General features: G+C 36.7%; 14 protein-coding genes and 5 tRNA genes. 9 read left to right on the top strand and 10 right to left on the bottom strand.

Going from position 1 to position 18246, the window contains the following annotated elements:
- The first annotated feature begins 55 nt into the window (after nt 1–55).
- From AC57AW_RS06795 to AC57AW_RS06775, 5 genes are read left to right on the top strand one after another with little or no spacing between them, the layout of a single operon-like run.
- Nucleotides 56–1228: a lanthionine synthetase LanC family protein gene (locus AC57AW_RS06795; protein ID WP_496351292.1), complete on the top strand. Its 1173-nt coding sequence runs from the start codon at nt 56–58 to the stop codon at nt 1226–1228.
- Nucleotides 1228–2385 (top strand): lanthionine synthetase LanC family protein, encoded by a 1158-nt coding sequence (locus AC57AW_RS06790; RefSeq protein WP_496351291.1) that lies wholly within the window; start codon nt 1228–1230, stop codon nt 2383–2385. The genes AC57AW_RS06795 and AC57AW_RS06790 overlap by 1 nt, the downstream gene beginning before the upstream one ends.
- A 1-nt stretch (nt 2386) precedes the next feature.
- The gene (locus AC57AW_RS06785; RefSeq protein WP_496351290.1) at nt 2387–3334 is read left to right on the top strand and encodes an LLM class flavin-dependent oxidoreductase; all 948 of its coding nucleotides are present in this window, start codon (nt 2387–2389) and stop codon (nt 3332–3334) included.
- Nucleotides 3315–6416, top strand: coding sequence for a lantibiotic dehydratase (locus AC57AW_RS06780; RefSeq protein WP_496351289.1), 3102 nt, complete (start codon nt 3315–3317; stop codon nt 6414–6416). Before AC57AW_RS06785 ends, AC57AW_RS06780 begins: the two co-directional genes overlap by 20 nt.
- Nucleotides 6413–8617 (top strand): peptidase domain-containing ABC transporter, encoded by a 2205-nt coding sequence (locus AC57AW_RS06775; RefSeq protein WP_496351288.1) that lies wholly within the window; start codon nt 6413–6415, stop codon nt 8615–8617. Before AC57AW_RS06780 ends, AC57AW_RS06775 begins: the two co-directional genes overlap by 4 nt.
- 129 nt (nt 8618–8746) lie before the next feature.
- On the opposite strand, the gene AC57AW_RS06770 is transcribed toward AC57AW_RS06775, so the two are convergent.
- From AC57AW_RS06770 to AC57AW_RS06745, 6 genes are all read right to left on the bottom strand, one after another.
- On the bottom strand, nt 8747–9451 hold the full coding sequence (locus tag AC57AW_RS06770) for a hypothetical protein (protein ID WP_496351287.1): 705 nt from the start codon (nt 9449–9451) through the stop codon (nt 8747–8749).
- A 180-nt stretch (nt 9452–9631) separates the two neighbouring features.
- A tRNA-Leu gene (locus AC57AW_RS06765) sits at nt 9632–9713 on the bottom strand.
- Between the two features lie 78 nt (nt 9714–9791).
- A tRNA-Leu gene (locus AC57AW_RS06760) sits at nt 9792–9873 on the bottom strand.
- Between the two features lie 121 nt (nt 9874–9994).
- Nucleotides 9995–10076: transfer RNA gene (locus AC57AW_RS06755), tRNA-Leu, on the bottom strand.
- 6 nt (nt 10077–10082) lie between these two features.
- A tRNA-Gly gene (locus AC57AW_RS06750) sits at nt 10083–10158 on the bottom strand.
- 4 nt (nt 10159–10162) lie between these two features.
- A tRNA-Leu gene (locus AC57AW_RS06745) sits at nt 10163–10244 on the bottom strand.
- Nucleotides 10245–10423: 179 nt separating this feature from the next.
- Here AC57AW_RS06745 and AC57AW_RS06740 point away from each other — a divergent pair.
- Genes AC57AW_RS06740 through AC57AW_RS06725 form a run of 4 tightly spaced genes read left to right on the top strand, consistent with a single transcriptional unit; the run spans nt 10424 to nt 13300 of the window.
- Entirely contained in the window at nt 10424–10801 is a 378-nt protein-coding gene (locus AC57AW_RS06740; protein ID WP_318847713.1) for a DUF3127 domain-containing protein, read from the top strand.
- Between the two features lie 60 nt (nt 10802–10861).
- Complete coding sequence (gene aat / locus AC57AW_RS06735) at nt 10862–11515, top strand: leucyl/phenylalanyl-tRNA--protein transferase (RefSeq protein ID WP_496351286.1); 654 nt, start codon at nt 10862–10864, stop codon at nt 11513–11515.
- A complete protein-coding gene (locus AC57AW_RS06730; RefSeq protein WP_496351285.1) occupies nt 11502–12380 on the top strand; it encodes a DMT family transporter in 879 nt (292 codons plus the stop codon). Before aat ends, AC57AW_RS06730 begins: the two co-directional genes overlap by 14 nt.
- Before the next feature lie 47 nt (nt 12381–12427).
- Nucleotides 12428–13300 carry a hypothetical protein gene (locus tag AC57AW_RS06725; RefSeq protein WP_496351284.1) on the top strand — a complete coding sequence of 291 codons (873 nt, stop codon included), beginning with the start codon at nt 12428–12430 and terminating at the stop codon, nt 13298–13300.
- A 46-nt stretch (nt 13301–13346) separates the two neighbouring features.
- Here the strand turns inward: AC57AW_RS06725 and AC57AW_RS06720 are convergent, their stop codons facing one another.
- The 4 genes from AC57AW_RS06720 to glmM all read right to left on the bottom strand — a co-directional run bounded on the left by AC57AW_RS06720 (nt 13347) and on the right by glmM (nt 18187).
- Nucleotides 13347–14729, bottom strand: a complete 1383-nt coding sequence (locus AC57AW_RS06720; RefSeq protein ID WP_318847709.1) for a tetratricopeptide repeat protein — start codon at nt 14727–14729, stop codon at nt 13347–13349.
- 207 nt (nt 14730–14936) lie between these two features.
- Nucleotides 14937–15908, bottom strand: coding sequence for a quinone oxidoreductase family protein (locus AC57AW_RS06715; RefSeq protein WP_496351283.1), 972 nt, complete (start codon nt 15906–15908; stop codon nt 14937–14939).
- A gap of 268 nt (nt 15909–16176) precedes the next feature.
- On the bottom strand, nt 16177–16758 hold the full coding sequence (locus AC57AW_RS06710; protein ID WP_496351282.1) for a Crp/Fnr family transcriptional regulator: 582 nt from the start codon (nt 16756–16758) through the stop codon (nt 16177–16179).
- 46 nt (nt 16759–16804) lie between these two features.
- Nucleotides 16805–18187, bottom strand: a complete 1383-nt coding sequence (glmM, locus tag AC57AW_RS06705) for a phosphoglucosamine mutase (RefSeq protein ID WP_496351281.1) — start codon at nt 18185–18187, stop codon at nt 16805–16807.
- Between the last annotated feature and the right edge of the window lie 59 nt (nt 18188–18246).

The following is an 18246-nucleotide window of genomic DNA, read 5'->3' as shown; positions in this document are numbered from 1 at the left end:
TTTGATAAAACTCCCTCTTTTAAAAAAAATTATATAATCCCAAAGCTCTCAGATCATGCAAAAAGAAAAACTAATCATCTCAGAAATAGAAGAATGTATCCGCAAAAAAGATACTTCCCTTACCGGAATCGGTCTTAATAACGGGATTCTAAGTGCTTCAATGTTTTATTATTATCATTATCTAATGACCAAAGAATCAGAATCTTTAGAATTGGTAACACACTACATTGAAAAGTCTCTGTCTGTTTTAACAGAAGATTATAAAAGTCTTCATTTTAATGATGAGATAAGAGAGCTGGGATTATATCTTATGTTCCTGAAACAGGAAGAAGTTTTAGACAGCGAAATTGATTCTCTACTGGAAAATATAGATGAAATACTGGAAGAAATACTGATCCAGAAAACAGAGCAGGGAGACCTTGATTTAACGAGCGGCTTCCCGAGTTTTGCCAAGTATTTCGTACTGAGAAATCTTGAAGACAAAAAACACCTGATAGAGAAAACCCTGGATAAAGTCATTGAGCTTACTCAAAACCATGACAGCGGAAGCTACTGGAAGTTTGATCTTCGGGATAAAGAAAATCCTTATGTAGAACTGGGTTTAGGACACGGAACAGCAGGAGTGATCAACTATTTGTTATTCCTTTATAAAAACAACATCTACAGTAAGGAATCTTTAGATCTCATTCACAGAGGATTATCATTCATATGGAACTGCAAAGAAAGCAATACAGACAATATCACGCTTTTCCCGTTCAATGCTTTTGAAGACGTCTACATAGATTATCACAATCTGGCATACGGTGAAATAGGAATTGGCTATACTTTTTACAACGCAGGAATTCTCTTAGAACATAAAGACTATTGCGACAAGGGACTTCATATCTTACTCAATACTACAAAATTTAAAGATACTGATCAGTCTGCTATCCTGGAGTCAGGATTAATTTATGGTTCTGCCGGATTATCCGCATTATACAAAAACCTTTATCATCTTACGGAACAGGATGCCTTTTTGGAAGCCAAAGAATATTGGCACGAGCATCTTCTTCAGTCAAAAAATAATGAAAATGAAAAATGGGCCGGATTCAAAGCCTATTACAATGCAGAATTTGACAACATCAATATGGCCCTCGGCCAGGGCATAGCAGGAATCGGGATCACCCTGATGAACAATGTCATTAAAACCAATCACAACTACGTCTCATTCTATAATTACGATCTATAATGGAAACTCTACAATCTCAAAATATCACGACCATTCTTCATGAATACGATCAAAAACTTCTTGATTTTGATTATGGAAATTTACCTGATGGATTACTTTATGGAAAACTGGGACTGCTGCTCTATTTCTTAACACAATATCAAATCTCCGGAAATGATATCTATGTAAACAAGATAGGAGCTATCCTTGAAGAAGTCTTTGAGAATGGCAACATGCAAAAAGAGAGCAACGTATATACACTCCCGAATCTATCCAAAGGAATGACCGGACTGGGCATTATCCTGGATTTATTAAAAAAAGACGGATTAATACAGGACGATTTTGATGACCAGATTACTGACATCGGAGAATTGATCTTCCAACAATCCGTTACCATGCTGAAGGAAGACAATTATACTTTTTTTGATGGCCCGATAGGAAATCTCCATTATTTCAACACCATCAGAAACGAACAGTACAGCAGCGAAATTGTAGACATCCTTTATGATGAATGCATTTCCCACCCCATTCCATTTGAAAACAAGCTGAATGACAGCTATGCAGATGGTATTAACTTAGGATTCAACTATGGCTATCTTTCTATTGTTAATAATCTTTTGAGCCTTCCGGTAATGACGGAAAAAGCAAGGCACATTATTAACATCTGTCTGGATTTCATTATTTCCAATTTTGATGTCCACGAAGTAGAAAACGCTAGAATATATAAACCTTACAATTACAAAATAGCAGAAAACCGGTTGAAGCCTTTCCACAACAACAGACTTTGCTGGTGCAACAGTGACCTCTCCTTCTCTTATCTTTTGTATAAAACAGGAGAAACACTGCAGGAAACAAGATACTTAGATATGGCTCACGAATTAGGTTTAGAAACTACAAAAAGAAAAGTAATGGCCAATACAGGCGTAGAATTTATCCAGTATTGCCACGGAACTTCAGGACTTGTACAGCTGTATCACGAGATTAATGAAAAAGACGCCCATCCGGATTATAAACAAGCCAAAAGCTTCTGGATGAAAAGATCACTGGAAATCCTGGAAAACGAACTGGATCATCCACTTACAGAACAGGACAGCTCCCTAATCTTTGGAAAAACCGGAGCTCTGATTGCTCTCAATGATAAAATCGACAAAACTAAATATCTAAAATTTTTACTGTAACATGAAAACAAAAAGCATAGGATTACTAGAACTAGGATACAGAAGCGGCAAAGATTCAATCACAGCTCTTAACGATGTAGTTGATTATGCCCTTCATGCAGAGAGATTAGGATACAGCAGATTCTGGCTGGCAGAGCATCATTATTCCCACCTTAAGAATCTTGCATTTTCAAATCCGGATATCGTGATTGCCATGATCGCCGGAATGACAGAAAAAATAAGAGTAGGATCTGCAGGAACTTCAGTTCCCAGTTATTCTCCTTACGCTGTCGCTACCAATTATAAACTGATCAACAATATATTCAACGGAAGAATAGACCTGGGTCTGTCAAAAGGGATTCCTGAAAGTGAGCACACCAAAAACCTTTTGAATCCGGATATTCTTGAAAGAGGTACCGGAGTTGTTTTTAAGGAAAATGCCCACCAAATCCACGAATTGTTTTATTCTGAAGCTGAAAAGAACGAAAAAGAAGGAATATTAATTCCTCCCTACGGCGGACTGATCCCTGACCTCTGGTATCTTTCTTCTTCTTTGAACAATCTGGATGATGCTATCAATTTACACTCAAACTATTGTGTTTCAGCCTTTCACGGAAGTGGAAAATTCCTTGAAAATCTTGAAGATAAAAAAGAAGAGATCAACAGATACAGAGATTCTTTTGCACAGCAAAACGGATTTGTTCCTAAAATATCACTGGCTCTGGCAATCAACCTTTCAGAAGTCAATGAAATAAAATCCGACGCAGATGAATCTGAATCTTTCAAAATCCTCAACCTCAACTTTGAAGAGCTTTTTGAACTGATTGAAAAACTGGATGAAAAACTGTCTGTTGATGAATTCATTTTATATGACACAGAGCCGGACAGTGACAAGAAAATCGAAAACGCTGAAACGATTAGCAACCATTACAACCTACAATCTATTCAACATGAAAACGCAGTTAGATAACATCAATATTGGTTTTATGAGAAACTCTTTGTACTCATTCAAACAATATAACAATATACCGAAAAATACAACAGATCTTGATCATTTTGTTCTTGAATTATGGAATGATGAAGTCTTCAGAGAATCTATCTTTCTAGCATCTTATGAGCTGTATAACGAATGGGCAAGATTGTGCCAGGACGATCCTTCTTTATCTCTGGTAAAGAGAAACAGAATCAACAATTCTATTCTGAAATATTACATCAGAATAACTACCAGGTCTACTCCTTTCGGAACATTTGCTTCCCATTCTGCTTTTGAACTCAACTCAGACAATAAAAATATTGAAGCAGGAAATATGAATGCTATCCACCGCTATACTACGCTGGATCTTTCTTTCCTTTTTCAGGTTATAGTATTAATCAACAGAGACTTTCCAGAGGTTCACGAATATGCTCTTAATGACTCCATCTATAAGTTAGGTGATTATTACCGATATATCGAAACCGCAATACAAAACGAAAAAAGAGTCTATACTTTAAGCTCATTGGAAAAAGATGAACTTCTGGATTTTCTGGTTGAGACTGTGGCTGCCCAATCTTATTCTTTTGACAGTCTCGTTGCTCTGGTTGCAGAAAATGTAGAAGGAGTTTCCGAAGAAGATGCAAAATACTATATTTTCAGCCTGATTGATGCCCAGTTCTTTAAAAGTAACTTTGACATCTGCCTGAATGAGCACTCTCCTTTGTCTCAGATCATTGGATATTTAAGTTCAAAAAAAGGAATCTATCCTGAGCTGGACCGTTATCTGGAAATCCTGATCAAAATGGAAAGCTATATGGAATTACTCAACTCCGGAGTAGGACAATCTCAGGAATATTACAACGAAATATTTGCACTTGCCAACCAATTCTCCATCCTGTATGACAGAAAATATCTGATCAATTCATCTTTAAAAAGAAATCTTGACTTTTCTCCTGTTACCAGAGAAGATCTTTCCAAAATCAAAAAGGGAATCAATACCCTATCATGCTTTTGGGATAAAGGAAGTGAAACGGTGAATGAAAATTTAGAAAAGTTTAAGTCTGCTTTTTACACAAGATATGAAGAGAGCCTGGTGCCTTTGGTTGAAGTGCTAGATAACGAAAGCGGCATTGGATACATCCAGGAACAAAACAGTGAAAACGACTTTTCTTCCCTGTTGGATACCCTGAGCTGGCCCAATTCCAGTAATGATTCATTCTCTATCACATACAATAAAAAGATTCATGAATTCTGGAGAAGAATCATCAACAAAGCCAATATCAATGGAGATACTGCTATAGACCTTAGCCAGCACGACATCAACAGCCTTCAGAATGCAGATGAAGTAAGCCTTGCAAGATCGATGGCCGTAATGATTGAAAAGGTATCTGATAAAATAGCAATCTCTTCTGTAGGTGGAACAAGCGCTGCCAATCTTATTGCGAGATTTTCCAATGAAGATGAAGAAATCCTGGCTCCAATGAACAGAATCATCAAAGAAGAACAGAATGATCATCATTTTATCTATGCAGAACTGCTTCATTTGCCGGACAACAGAGTGGGAAACATCTTACTGAGACAGGTAAAAAGAGGAAATCAGCTTTCTTATCTTACCAAGTCTTCAGATTCGGAAAATACCATTGCCCTGACGGATCTTTACATTAAAATGATTGATAAAAGAATCGTATTATTCCATAAAGAGCTGAATAAAGAAGTGAAAATATTCCACTCTACCGCTCACAACTTTGATTATAATTCGCTTCCGGTATATCAGTTTCTGTGTGATCTTCAGCATCAGGATGTTTCCACAGCATTGGTTTTAAATATTGGAGATACCAACTACCTGATGTATGACTATATTCCTAGAATCACGCATGGTGATGATATCATCTTCACACCGGCATTATGGAGACTATATCAGAATGAAGTATCAGGAATTAAGACCAAAAACAATACTGAAAGCATTAAAACAGTAAAAGAATACCTTTCAGAGAAAAAAGTCAACAGATATTTCTTTATATCCCAGGGAGATAACAAATTATTGATCGATACAGAAAATGACAACCTTTTATTATTCCTTATTGATGAACTGAGATCCAAGGAAACAGTAACCCTTACCGAATGTCTTTACGATCTTGAGACTGATGAGTTCAACAACGAGATTGTCATCCCAATGATCAACAAAAGTTATAAAGCATTTAAAACAGAACTGGATCAGCATCTTTTCAATGTCAATATTTCTGATAATAAATTTATCCCGGGGAACAAATGGCTGTACTATAAAATCTATTGCGGCAACAAGTTTTCAGACAAAATATTACAAGATGTATTTCCGGATCTTTTACCTCACCTAAGTGAAGAAGAGCTGATCAAAAAATGGTTCTACATACGATACAGTGACCCTGACAATCATATCAGACTGAGACTGGAAATCAATGATAATAAGCTCACCAACACCGCCCAGATTATTACCACTTTCAACGATTATTTTGATAAATATATCAGCGAAGGAATCATTAATAAAGTAGAAATGGGAACCTATGACAGAGAGTATGAGAGATATGAAGGTGAATTTATTGATACCGCAGAACATATCTTCCATTATGACAGCCAATTGACTGTTAACCTGCTTAAAAATATTCCTAATAATGATGACCTCTGGTTATACTCCATCAAAAGTATTGATACGTATTTCGATGTCTTCCAGCTGGATCTAGATAAGCGGTATGAAGTGATCAACAAAATTTACACTCAGTTTCAGCGCGAGTTTAATGTAGACAGCAGCCTTAAGAAACAGCTGGATCTGAAATACAGAACGAACCTGAATCTCATCAACGAGATCGTAGAATCAAATGACAATCAGTATTTCTCAGAGTTTGTCACTTCTATGAAAGACAACTGCAGAGAAATAGAAAATCTGAAGACCATTCAAAAAGAAAGATTAGTCAGCAGTTTTATTCATATGCATATCAACAGACTGATCAGGTCCAGACACAGAATGCACGAACTGATCATCTACGGCATTGTAGAAAAGTATTATAAAATGAAAATCGGCAAAAGAAAATATCTAGTATCATGAAGCTAAAATTTATCCCTCAACACGACCAAATGGACTGCGGTCCTGCATGTATCGCAATGGTGGCTTCCTACTTTGGCAAGCAGATTCCGTTACATTTTTTAAAAGAAAATGCCAACCTATCCAGAGAAGGAGTTAGCTTACTGAGCATCAGTGAACTATGCGAAGATATTGGATTTGAAACTTATCCGGCCAAGCTGACATTACAGACCTTGGATGAAAATGGCAGCCTGCCTTGCATTCTTCACTGGAATAAAAACCATTTCGTAGTACTTCTTGATGTAAAGAAAAGCCTTATCACAGGAAAAAAACGCTACAGAATTGCTGATCCAAGCCATGGAATGATCTGGCTGAGCGAAAAAGACTTTCTTAAAAGCTGGCTATCAGACGGCGAAACCGGAATTGCTCTTTTCGTAAGTCCTACCAACAGTTTTTATCAGCAGACTTTCCCGGAAGAAGACAAGTTGAGTATTTCTTTTGCCATGAAATATTTCAAAGAGCATAAAAGCAAATTCCTCTTTTTGTCCGGAATGCTTCTCATCGGAAGCTGCCTGAGCCTTGTCTTTCCTTTCCTTACACAAACACTTATTGATAAGGGAGTTAACACAAAAGACATAGACCTTATTACGATCATTCTGATCTCCCAGGTTGTATTATATTTAGGAAGTATTACCATAGAAATTCTCAGAAACTGGCTGATGCTTTATATCGGAACCAGAATTAGTATTTCCATTATTTCAGACTTTCTGAAGAAGATGCTTCTCCTTCCAATGGGCTTTTTTGATACCAAGATGAAGGGAGACTTTACCCAGAGAATCCAGGATAACGAGAGAATAGAAGACTTTCTTACCTCTCAGAGTCTTATGACTTTCTTCTCTATGGTGACTTTTCTTGTGTTTTTCGGAGTGCTTTGGTACTATAATGTTACGATTGTACTTATTTACTCATCTCTGACTGCATTATCTCTTGTTTGGGCGCAGTACTGGTTAAAGAAAAGAGAAATCCTCGATTATTACCGTTTCAGAGAAAAAGGACAAAGCCAGGAAAGTGTTTATGAAATTCTGAACGGGGTTTCTGAAATGAAACTCAATCAATTCGAAGACTATAAAAGACAGGAGTGGGAAGGTATTCAAAATAAGCTTTTCAAAACTACCCTTCGTATCTTAAAAGTAGATCAGTATCAGTTTTCAGGATTTGAATTTCTTAATCAGCTAAAAAACATTTTCGTTACTTTCTTTGCGGCATTGCAGGTTGTAAAAGGAAATATGACCATCGGTGAGCTATTGGCGATATCTTACATCATCGGGCAGCTGAACTCTCCTGTTAACCAAATGATTTCTTTCTTCCGTTCTTTACAGGATGCAAAGCTGAGCCTTTCAAGATTAAATGAAGTTCAGAATCATGAAGAAGAGGAAAAAGAAGGAATGAAAGCGCTTGAAATCAACAATACTTATTCAGAAGAAGAGAAAGGAATTACCTTAAACAATGTTTCTTTCCAATATGAAGGCCCAAAATCTCAGTTTGTTTTAAAGGATGTCAACCTGTTCATCCCTGAAGGCAAAGTCACCGCTATTGTAGGTGCCAGCGGAAGTGGAAAAACTACTTTAATGAAGCTTTTACTGAAATTCTACAATCCTACTCATGGTACCATTCATTATAACGAAGATGATATTCTAACCCTTTCTCCTAAAAGCATAAGAGAAAACTATGGAGTGGTAATGCAGGACGGATTTATTTTCTCAGATACCATCGAAAGAAATATTGCCACCAGCGAAGTAGAAATCAACACCCGAAAAATGGAAAATGCGGTAAGAGTAGCCAACATTTCCTCTTTCATTGATAATCTTCCGTTAGGATACAGCACCAAAATAGGGGCAGCCGGCAACGGAATTTCCGGAGGACAAAAACAAAGAGTTCTTATTGCAAGAGCAGTGTATAAAAACCCTCATTTTATACTATTTGACGAAGCTACTTCGGCGCTGGATGCAGAAAATGAAAAGATCATTCATGACAACCTTCAGGAATTCTTCAAAGGAAAAACTGTAATTATTGTAGCACACCGCTTAAGCACCGTAAAAAATGCAGACCAGATTATCGTTCTGAAAAATGGAGCTGTTGTTGAAAAAGGAAACCATCAGGAACTTGTCAACAAAAAAGCAGATTACTACAGTCTTGTAAAAAATCAGCTTGAATTAGGCAACTAATCACCTCTCAATATATTTTTAACCGTTTCACAGGCTGTGAAACGGTTTTTTATCCAGTTTAATAAAATAAAGCCCTTTGTAAATGAATTACAAAGGGCTTTATTTTAATCCAGATAGGTTTTATTTTAATTATTTAAAGTATTTATCCTCAACGTTTTTGTTATAATATAACTCTACAAGAGTTGCTTCCTGATTTCCACTTTCAGAAACAAAAATTGATTTAGTAGCATTCCAAAGATCTCCGAATTTTTTATAATCACTTTGTAAAACGGTAGAAAATGAATCTTTATTTCCGTTTTCAACCGTTTCTTCTTTGCTAAGAAAGAATGACTTTACATCATAATACAGATAAGTCTCTTTTCCTGTGACATAGGTTGCTTTTATTTTATAATAGATCTTATCAGGATTTTCTTCAATAAGTTCAATCTTATATAGCTTGGGATCTATGTAAGCAAGTTCATTAATAATATACTTTCGGTCGGCTTTGTCCTTAAATTCAGCAGGATCAGCCAACTTTCTCTCGCCATTCACCATCTCATACCCTGTTTTGCCATCAAACCATGATCTGTAAACAATTCTTCCCTGATATTCAATTTCAAAACTTCCTTTATTGGGTACCATTTCTTTTGTGATCCAATTCACATTTCGCCCATCCATTACCGTTTCTGACTTGGAATAAAGGGTTTTTATACTGTTTAAAAGTTCTTTCCCTCCTCTTGCCTGAATGGCTTTTTCAATAATTTGCAGGGCATTCTTTTCGCTGGATATCTGTGAGAACAATTGGTTAGAAGCTGTTATCATACTAACTATTGCAATCGTATTCAATAATTTCATGGTTGTTTATTTTTCTGAAGCAAATGTACCAAAAGACGCTTTAAGTCTTTCTTTTTTGAGATTTTATTTTCAAAATATAAAAAAGGAAAGGAGATATCTACATTGAAAAAACGAGTGACAGCATTTTCAGAACCATTTTAAAACAAAAATCCCTCCGTAATCATATTACAGAGGGACTTGTACCCCAGACGGGACTTGAACCCGTACATCCGAAGATACAGGATTTTAAGTCCTGCGTGTCTACCAGTTCCACCACCAGGGCATGGTGAGGGCAAAAAAAAAGATTCGAACCAAGGGTTCCAACCTTTTTAGTAACTCTGTAAAGAGTTTTTTCGCATTGTGCGGATGAAGGGACTCGAACCCCCACGCCTCACGGCACCAGATCCTAAGTCTGGCATGGCTACCAATTACACCACATCCGCTGATTTTCTGATCTGAATTTACAGATTCAGGCTTTATTTCTTACAAATATAAGACTTTTTATTTAAAGAACACTCTCTATTAAAACAAAAAACCCTCCGTAAGATTTTACAGAGGGTCTTGTACCCCAGACGGGACTTGAACCCGTACATCCGAAGATACAGGATTTTAAGTCCTGCGTGTCTACCAGTTCCACCACCAGGGCATGGTGTGGAGCGAAAAACGGGATTCGAACCCGCGACCCCAACCTTGGCAAGGTTGTGCTCTACCAGCTGAGCTATTTTCGCATAGTGCGGATGAAGGGACTCGAACCCCCACGCCTCACGGCACCAGATCCTAAGTCTGGCATGGCTACCAATTACACCACATCCGCTGGTTTTTTTATATTGTAAGTTTTAAAGAGCTTGCTTCGTTTTTGTGAGTGCAAATATAGGGCAATTTCCTTTACTACCAAACTTTTCAAGAAAAAAAATTAAAATTTCTACATTTTTTTTTCACGGCACCTTTTATTACATTTCATTTTCTTACTTTTACATCGTTAATATTTACGATATGGAATTACAAGGAACGGTAAAGAAACTTTTTGATGCTCAAACATTTGCGAGCGGGTTTCAAAAAAGAGAAATGGTTATTTTAACTCAAGAACAGTATCCACAGCCGATAAACATAGAATTTTTATCTGATAAAATCAGTTTATTAGATAACCTTAAAGAAGGAGAAAACGTAAAAGTAGGAATCAACATCAGAGGTAGAGAATGGGTTTCTCCTCAAGGAGAAACTAAGTACTTCAACTCTATTACAGGGTGGAGAGTAGAGAAAGTTTCTGAAAATGCTTCAGAACCTACTCAGGCAATGTCTCAACAATCTGCTTCTCCAGTTTCAAACGAAAATCCGTTTGCCGGAGACGATGATGATGATTTACCTTTTTAATTAAAGAATAAAAGATCAAATATAAATCCTGCTTTTTGAAGTGGGATTTTTTTTCTAAACATGGTTCGATTAGACGAAAACGAGATTTCATTTCCTGACCCTGAGCTGTATGAAGGGCATGAAGGAGTGGTTGCTTTTGGAGGTGACCTGTCTGTAGAGCGTATCTGGTTTGCCTATCAACTTGGCATCTTTCCCTGGTACAATCCCGGAGAAGAAATTCTGTGGTGGTGTCCGGATCCTAGATTTGTACTGCTTCCTGAAGAAATAAAGGTTTCAAAATCTATGAGAAAGATATTAAACAAAAATGTTTTTACTTTTTCAGAGAATAAGAATTTCAGAGAAGTGATCAGGAACTGTCAAAAGGCGAACCGAAAAGGCCAGTCTGGGACGTGGCTTTCTGATGAACTGATGAACTCTTTTATTCAGCTTCATGAATATGGTCTGGCCAAAAGTATTGAAGTATGGCAGGATGAAGAGCTTGTAGGTGGTTTTTACGGACTGCAGATTGGAAACGTTTTTTGTGGAGAAAGTATGTTTACAAAAGTAAGCAATGCTTCCAAAGCAGGATTTATCCACTTTGCAGAGAGTAATAAAAACAAAATTGAACTTATTGACTGTCAATCCCATACAGAGCATCTTGAAAGTCTGGGTGCTAAAATGATTCCTAAAAAAGAATTTCTAAAAATCTTACACGAAAATAATGAACGCGGATAAAGAAAAATGGGTTCTTCTGATTATCCTGAGTTTGATCTGGGGATCATCCTTTATTTTGATCAAAAAATCATTGGAGCATTTTAATCCTTTTCAAGTAGGATCTTTAAGGGTTCTTATCGCTGGGATTATTTTACTTCCAATTGCCATTTCCAACTATAAACTTTTCCCCAAAAAAAATCTGAAATGGTTGATTTTGGCGGCTTTTACAGGGAACTTTATTCCGATGTTCCTTTTTCCGATCGCGGAAACTGAAGTCAGCAGCAGCATTGCAGGAATCATCAACTCTATGATGCCTATTTTTGTGATTATTGTGGGAGCATTGGTTTGGAAGTTTGAAACAACCAAAAAACAGATTATAGGAACATTAATAAGCTTCACCGGAGTTTGTATTCTTGCATTTGGCGGGGGAGACGGCGGAGAATTGAAAATGATTCCGATTCTGTTGTTATTATTCGCTACTTTATGCTACGCACTGAGTACAACGACTGTCAAATCAAAGCTTATGGAGGTATCTTCCACTGTTTTATCTGCTTTTGTTTTCTCATTTGTCTTATTATTTCCGTCCATTATTGCATTGACAAGCACAGGATTCTTTTCGGAATTCAGTTTTTCGAAAGACAATCTGCTGGGTCTTATGTTTGTAAGTCTTTTATCCGTTTTCGGAACCGGGCTCGCGATGATGATGAATTATCGTTTACTGAAGGTTTCCACGCCTCTTTTTGCATCAACGGTTACTTTAGTAATGCCTATTGTTGCTATTATCTGGGGAATTTTAGATGGGGAAAAACTGACTTATTTACAATTTATAGGAGCAGGAATTATTATTGCCGGATTGCTATTTTTAAGAACAAATCCAAAAAAATAAAATCATATTATAAATTAAATTATATTTGGCTGATTTAACTTATAACTATGAAAAAAATTCTACTTTGTGGCTCAATAGCCTTATTAACACTTTCGTGTTCTTCTACGCGTGATGATGATGCTCCTTTTGACAACAGTGATCCTTCCAGTCAAAATGTAATTCTCCCTACAAAAATGATTATGGACGGTATTGTAATGAAAATCAATTACAACGGAACCAAAATCATCAGCATGATTAACAACATTAATCATGGACAAAGAATTGAATTCACGTATACGGATGAGTACGTTACCGGGATTAAACATTATGAAAATAACGTTCTTGAAAGTACGGTTGAATATGGATATTCCAACGGCCGTATGGCATCTGCAATTACAAAAGAATATTCTCTTACCGGTACGGTTCAAAACACAGTAACATTTACCTATATCTACACAAGTACCACAGAAATTAACGTAAAAAGACAAACGAATTCCGGTTCTGCGGGATCTTCTACCATCAACAGTGTTTTTACATACAACAATGGAAATATGGTAAGCAATGTAGGCTCAGGAACGGGTACAGTAAATGGAAATACGGTTAATTACACAGAAACGGAGACTTATACTTACACAGATAAAAATTATCCTTTTAAGAACGTAAAGGGCTTTGATAAAATTATCTTCAACGGAAATGAGAGCACCGATGGCGTAAGCATGTTATTTTCGAATATAAAGAACAGCTTAAGCACTTATAAAGGACAGTTTACCAATACTACAGTGGGCGGAGGAACCGGTACAGGAACAACTTCTCATAAATATACCACTACTTTTAATACTGCAGGTTATCCATCTGTAGAAGACAGACAATCTCTTGATATCAATGGGAACCCCAATACAAGTTCGCCTGATAAATTCATCTACGAGTACAACTATCAATAAAAAAAACCTGCATTTCTGCAGGTTTTTCTATTATTTTTAGATTAATCTAGTTCTTTTTCTTCACTTTAGTAGCCTTCACCTTTTTCACCTCATCTTTAATGAAAGGATATTTTTTCTGCATATCCTTAGCTAAAGACGGATCAAGGTCTAATGCTTTCTGAAGTGATTCTGCTCCTTTATCCTGGTCTTTCAGATTGAAAAAACAGTTACTCAACTGATAAAACAGCTCAGCTCTGTGATGCTTTTTTATGGCACTATTCAAAACGGTAACCGCATCTTCATACTCTCCTACCAACATCAAAACTTCTGAATAAGCATACCAGTTGTAGAATCTTGTAGGTTCTGCATCCACCAGCTTTTTAAGACAAGCAAGACTTTCTTCAAACTTCCCTGAATCAATGAATAGAAATGCTAATCTTTTTTGATAGTCAAGATTATTTTCATTCAGCTGGGTTGCTTCTTTGGCATAATGCAATGCTTCAGACATCCCGCCCATTTCTTCGTAAAGATAAGACTGCTCCATCATTGCAAGATAAAACTGAGGGTCTTCTCTCAATGATTTCTGGAATGCATTTAAAGCTAAAATAGGCTGTTTTAATGCCTTATTGCACAATCCGATCTTATAAAAAGTAAATGCTTTTGTATATTCCAGCTCCAGCATTTCTTCATAAGTCTCGATAGCTTTTTGGTATTGTCCCATAGCCTCATAACAGGCTGATTTATTAGCATATACCCCAACAGAGCTAGAGTTGATTGCCAACAAATAATCGTAGCCTCTTATGGCTTCATCATAATTTTTTCTGTTGAAATAGAATTGTCCGTATTCAAACCAGGCGGTTTCAGAATAAGAGAATTCATCTAAATATTCATTAAGAAAGGCAATAGCCTCCTCACTCTTATTCAGATCACTGAAGCACACCATACAGTTCTCCAGCGAATATTCATCCGTTGGATCTTCTTTCAGTGCTTTTCTGTAATGCTTAAGAGCGTTAAAAGGATCTCCGAGATTTACATATTCATCCGCAATAAAGTTGTGGAGAAAGTTTTCTTCTTCCTCTAATGTCAAAGCTTTTTTGCAGATTTCAATGGATCTTCTAGGATTTCCTAAGCTCGAATAATATTTAGCGTAACAAACCAAAAAGTCTGTGTTCTCCATAGAAGCACCTTTCAGCTCGTTGATAAGTTCTTTCGCCATATTATACTCTTCCCACTCCAAAAGGATCTCAAGTCTTTTGATCTTGATATCCAATGAATTGGGATGAAGCTTCAGTCCATAATTAACCGCCATATCGGCGTAATTAAAATCACCAAGCTCCAAATAATAAACAATAATGTCTTCTAACTCTTCTGTATCAAAGTAGAATTCGTCATTGTTTTCCATCATTTCCTCGAACTTTTTTACAAGTTCATTTCCAAAATACTCTTCCAATAGTGTCCTCTTTGTCGGCCTGATGTCTGAATTTGCTTACAAACCTCGGCAAACGTTTAGTTAATAATACATCTGAAACTGATATTCAAATATTTATGCAAAGTTGCAACTTTTTTTTGAATTTTCCAGTTCATAAATTTCTATTATAAAAATAGTAAAAAAAGAAAACCGATAAAAGGATTGTGGATAAAAAAATGGAAATTGGGGTTAAATTCTTATGACCAGGCGTTTTCCGCTTTGTATCTCAGCATTCCATACTGCTTCGATATTTTTAATATCAACCTCTTCTGTTTCCATTTTAATTTTTCCTTCTACGGCTGCCTGATACATTTCCGGAATGATTTCTGAAAACAGAAGCGCAGATTCTTCTTTCGTCCAGCTGCCCAATCCCGATCCGGAAATATGAATATCAGTTCCTCTGAGAATCTGTGAAGACAATTGAATGCCATCTCCACTCATTCCTCCTACTGTTACCAGTTTTGTTTTGTGGGAAAAAGTTCCATCTCCTTTGAAAGCTGACAATATCATTTCTACAGAATGACCCCAGATATAATCCAGAATAATGTCTATAGGCGTTTGATTATGAATTTCTTTTATTTTTTGTTTAAAATCATGATCTGTAGATTGAAGGGAAACCACCTCATCGGCTCCCAGTTCACGCAAAGACTGTAAGGATTCTTCATTTCTTCCGGTAACAATAATCTTTCGGGCACCATATAATTTAGCAATCTGAACGGCTATTCTTCCTGTAATTCCTGTTGCTCCATTGATCAATACTGTATTTCCTGGCTGTAATCCCGCTTTGAATTTTAAAGCCATTGCTGATCCCATAACCGCGTTGGGTAATGCTGCTGCTATAGAAAAATCCAGTTCTTCAGGAATCGGGACGATCATTTTTGTATCAGCCACAGCTTTTTCAGCTACAGTTCCTTTCTTGCTGAAAAAATAGACCTTATTTCCATTTTCAAGGTATCCAACTCCGTCTGAACCGATAATTTTAGGCTGATGAGTTTCATTTTCTGTAGAATAATGACTTCCTCCCGCCCTTGCTCTGTCCAGATTTTTAATAGACGCTGCTTTTACAGACACTAAAACTTCATTTTCCTGTATTGTTTCCGGCTCAGGGAAATCTGCATATTGAGGAATACCTCCTTTATCAAATACTACTGCTGCTTTCATTTTAATTTTTATACAAAATTATCGGTAATGAGTACTGTGGGGCGATAACATTTGTTATGAGTTTTAGAAAAAGAGATGTGAGATGAAGGTAGAAGGTTTATGTGGTAATAAAATTAAAAACGCAAAGATCACGAGGTCATATATTACTGTGCATTATTTGGTCGCAAGGGCACTTCATTTAGCAAAGGTGTTATGTTAATTGAAATAGAATAAGACAGAACTATATACTTTTCTGTAAACTTTCAGCTTCGTACTTCCATCTTCCAGCCTATTCTGACTTCTCTTTCAATATCTTGCTTTTGATCCTGCTGAGATGCACCGTTGTAATGCCCAAATAGGAAGCAATATAATGCTGGGGAACTCTTTTGATAATTTCCGGTTTGGTTTTGGCCAGATTGATATACCGCTGTTGGGGTGTATCTTTAATAAAGGAAAAGAAATGTTTCATATAATCGAATACCCTTTCAAAAAGAGCATCCATAAATAGATTTCTAAGCTCAGGATTTTCATAGACTTCTTCCAGGAAAGCCTCTACATCCGGTTTATTAATTTTGTATAAGATGCAGGGTTCTATGGTTTCAAATGACACCATACTTGGCAGGCCCTTTCTGAAGCTTTCAAGGGAAGAAAACATTGTATTTTCAAGAAAAAACTGAAAAGTGACATCTTTTCCATCATTATTATACCAGGCTCTCACCATCCCTTTTTCAATGTAATAAGCATTGCAGGAAACCTCTTCTTCTTTTAAAAGTAAGGTTTTAGCAGAAACTTCCATACGTTCAAAGCTTCCAATAAATTTTCTCCATTTTTCTTTAGGAAAAGGAAACCTGTTTTTAATATGCTCAAACATGTCTGATATAAAAAAAGAACGGAACAAATGTCCGTTCTTATATATTTTAGATTAAAGTTTTAATTTTAGCAATGATATCATCACCTAACTGATCCGCTTCTTCCTGAGAATGAGCTTCTGTATAAATTCTGATAATCGGCTCTGTATTGGATTTTCTAAGGTGAACCCAGTTGTTTTCAAAGTCAATTTTAACACCGTCTACCGTAGAAACGTCTTCATTCTGATATTCCTGTTCCATTTTGCTTAAGATAGCATCTACATCAATCTCCGGAGTCAGTTCTATTTTCTTTTTACCCATAAAATAACTTGGATATCCTGCTCTCAGCTCAGAAACAGTTTTGTTTTCTTTGGCCAAATGAGTTAAAAACAAGGCTACTCCTACTAAAGAGTCTCTTCCGTAATGTAAATCAGGGTAGATAATTCCTCCATTTCCTTCTCCTCCTATCACAGCGTTTTTCTCTTTCATCAAGGTAACAACATTTACTTCTCCTACAGCACTGGCAAAGTATTCTGAGTCATGCGAACGTGCTACATCTCTCAAAGCACGGCTGGAAGAAAGATTGGAAATTGCAGCTCCTTTTTTATGTTTCAACAGGTAATCGGCAACAGCAACTAACGTGTACTCTTCACCAAACATTTCTCCTTTTTCATCAATCAGAGCTAATCTGTCTACATCCGGATCTACCACAACTCCTACGTCTGCTTTTTCTTTTTTCATCAATTCGCAGATGTCTCCCAAATGTTCTTTCAGCGGTTCAGGATTGTGTGGAAAGTGTCCTGTAGGTTCACAGTATAATTTGATGGTTTCACAGCCTAATTTATCCAAAAGCATAGGAATTGCAATTCCTCCTGTAGAGTTTACTGCATCCAGGGCTACTTTAAAGTTTTTAGCTTTGATTGCTTCTACATCTACCATTGGTAAATCCAGGATCTGCTGAATATGGATATCAAAAGCGTCATCTCTTGTTTCATATTTTCCAAGATCATCCACTTCTGCATAGTTGAAGTCTTCACTTTCTGCCAAAGCCAGCACTTCAGCTCCATTTTCCCCAGTGATGAATTCTCCTTTTTCGTTCAATAACTTAAGGGCGTTCCACTGTTTTGGGTTGTGGGAAGCGGTAAGGATGATTCCTCCGTCTGCATTGAGCTCAGGAACCATTATCTCAACTGTAGGTGTTGTAGAAAGGCCAAGGTCTACTACATTAATTCCTAATCCCTGCAATGTAGCAGTTACCAAAGAAGAAACCATCTGACCAGAAATTCTGGCATCTCTTCCGATAATAAGGGTAAGGTCTTTTTTATTTTTATTGTTCTGAAGCCAGGTTCCGAATGCGGAAGCGAACTTTACTACATCCAACGGTGTTAAGTTATCATTTACTTTACCGCCAATGGTTCCGCGAATTCCGGAAATAGATTTTATTAGTGACATGATGTTTTTACTTTTATTGTTTTCTTTCTAAATTTTCCAACGCAAAGATACTTAAAAGA

The sequence above is a fragment of the Chryseobacterium sp. BGA-UO-ETr-SB22 genome (genome assembly GCF_059567885.1).
The sequence above is the reverse complement of the archived record's forward strand: the minus strand, read 5'-3'. Positions and strand labels throughout refer to the sequence as shown.

Bases quoted from the DNA above. Each gene is read 5' to 3' on its own strand.
- AC57AW_RS06785 (WP_496351290.1), top strand. From the start codon at position 2,387: ATGAAAACAAAAAGCATAGGATTACTAGAACTAGGATACAGAAGCGGC.
- AC57AW_RS06795 (WP_496351292.1), top strand. From the start codon at position 56: ATGCAAAAAGAAAAACTAATCATCTCAGAAATAGAAGAATGTATCCGC.
- AC57AW_RS06710 (WP_496351282.1), bottom strand. From the start codon at position 16,758: ATGTTTGAGCATATTAAAAACAGGTTTCCTTTTCCTAAAGAAAAATGG.
- AC57AW_RS06730 (WP_496351285.1), top strand. From the start codon at position 11,502: ATGAACGCGGATAAAGAAAAATGGGTTCTTCTGATTATCCTGAGTTTG.
- AC57AW_RS06790 (WP_496351291.1), top strand. From the start codon at position 1,228: ATGGAAACTCTACAATCTCAAAATATCACGACCATTCTTCATGAATAC.
- AC57AW_RS06775 (WP_496351288.1), top strand. From the start codon at position 6,413: ATGAAGCTAAAATTTATCCCTCAACACGACCAAATGGACTGCGGTCCT.
- AC57AW_RS06725 (WP_496351284.1), top strand. From the start codon at position 12,428: ATGAAAAAAATTCTACTTTGTGGCTCAATAGCCTTATTAACACTTTCG.
- AC57AW_RS06715 (WP_496351283.1), bottom strand. From the start codon at position 15,908: ATGAAAGCAGCAGTAGTATTTGATAAAGGAGGTATTCCTCAATATGCA.
- aat (WP_496351286.1), top strand. From the start codon at position 10,862: ATGGTTCGATTAGACGAAAACGAGATTTCATTTCCTGACCCTGAGCTG.
- AC57AW_RS06740 (WP_318847713.1), top strand. From the start codon at position 10,424: ATGGAATTACAAGGAACGGTAAAGAAACTTTTTGATGCTCAAACATTT.
- glmM (WP_496351281.1), bottom strand. From the start codon at position 18,187: ATGTCACTAATAAAATCTATTTCCGGAATTCGCGGAACCATTGGCGGT.
- AC57AW_RS06780 (WP_496351289.1), top strand. From the start codon at position 3,315: ATGAAAACGCAGTTAGATAACATCAATATTGGTTTTATGAGAAACTCT.
- AC57AW_RS06770 (WP_496351287.1), bottom strand. From the start codon at position 9,451: ATGAAATTATTGAATACGATTGCAATAGTTAGTATGATAACAGCTTCT.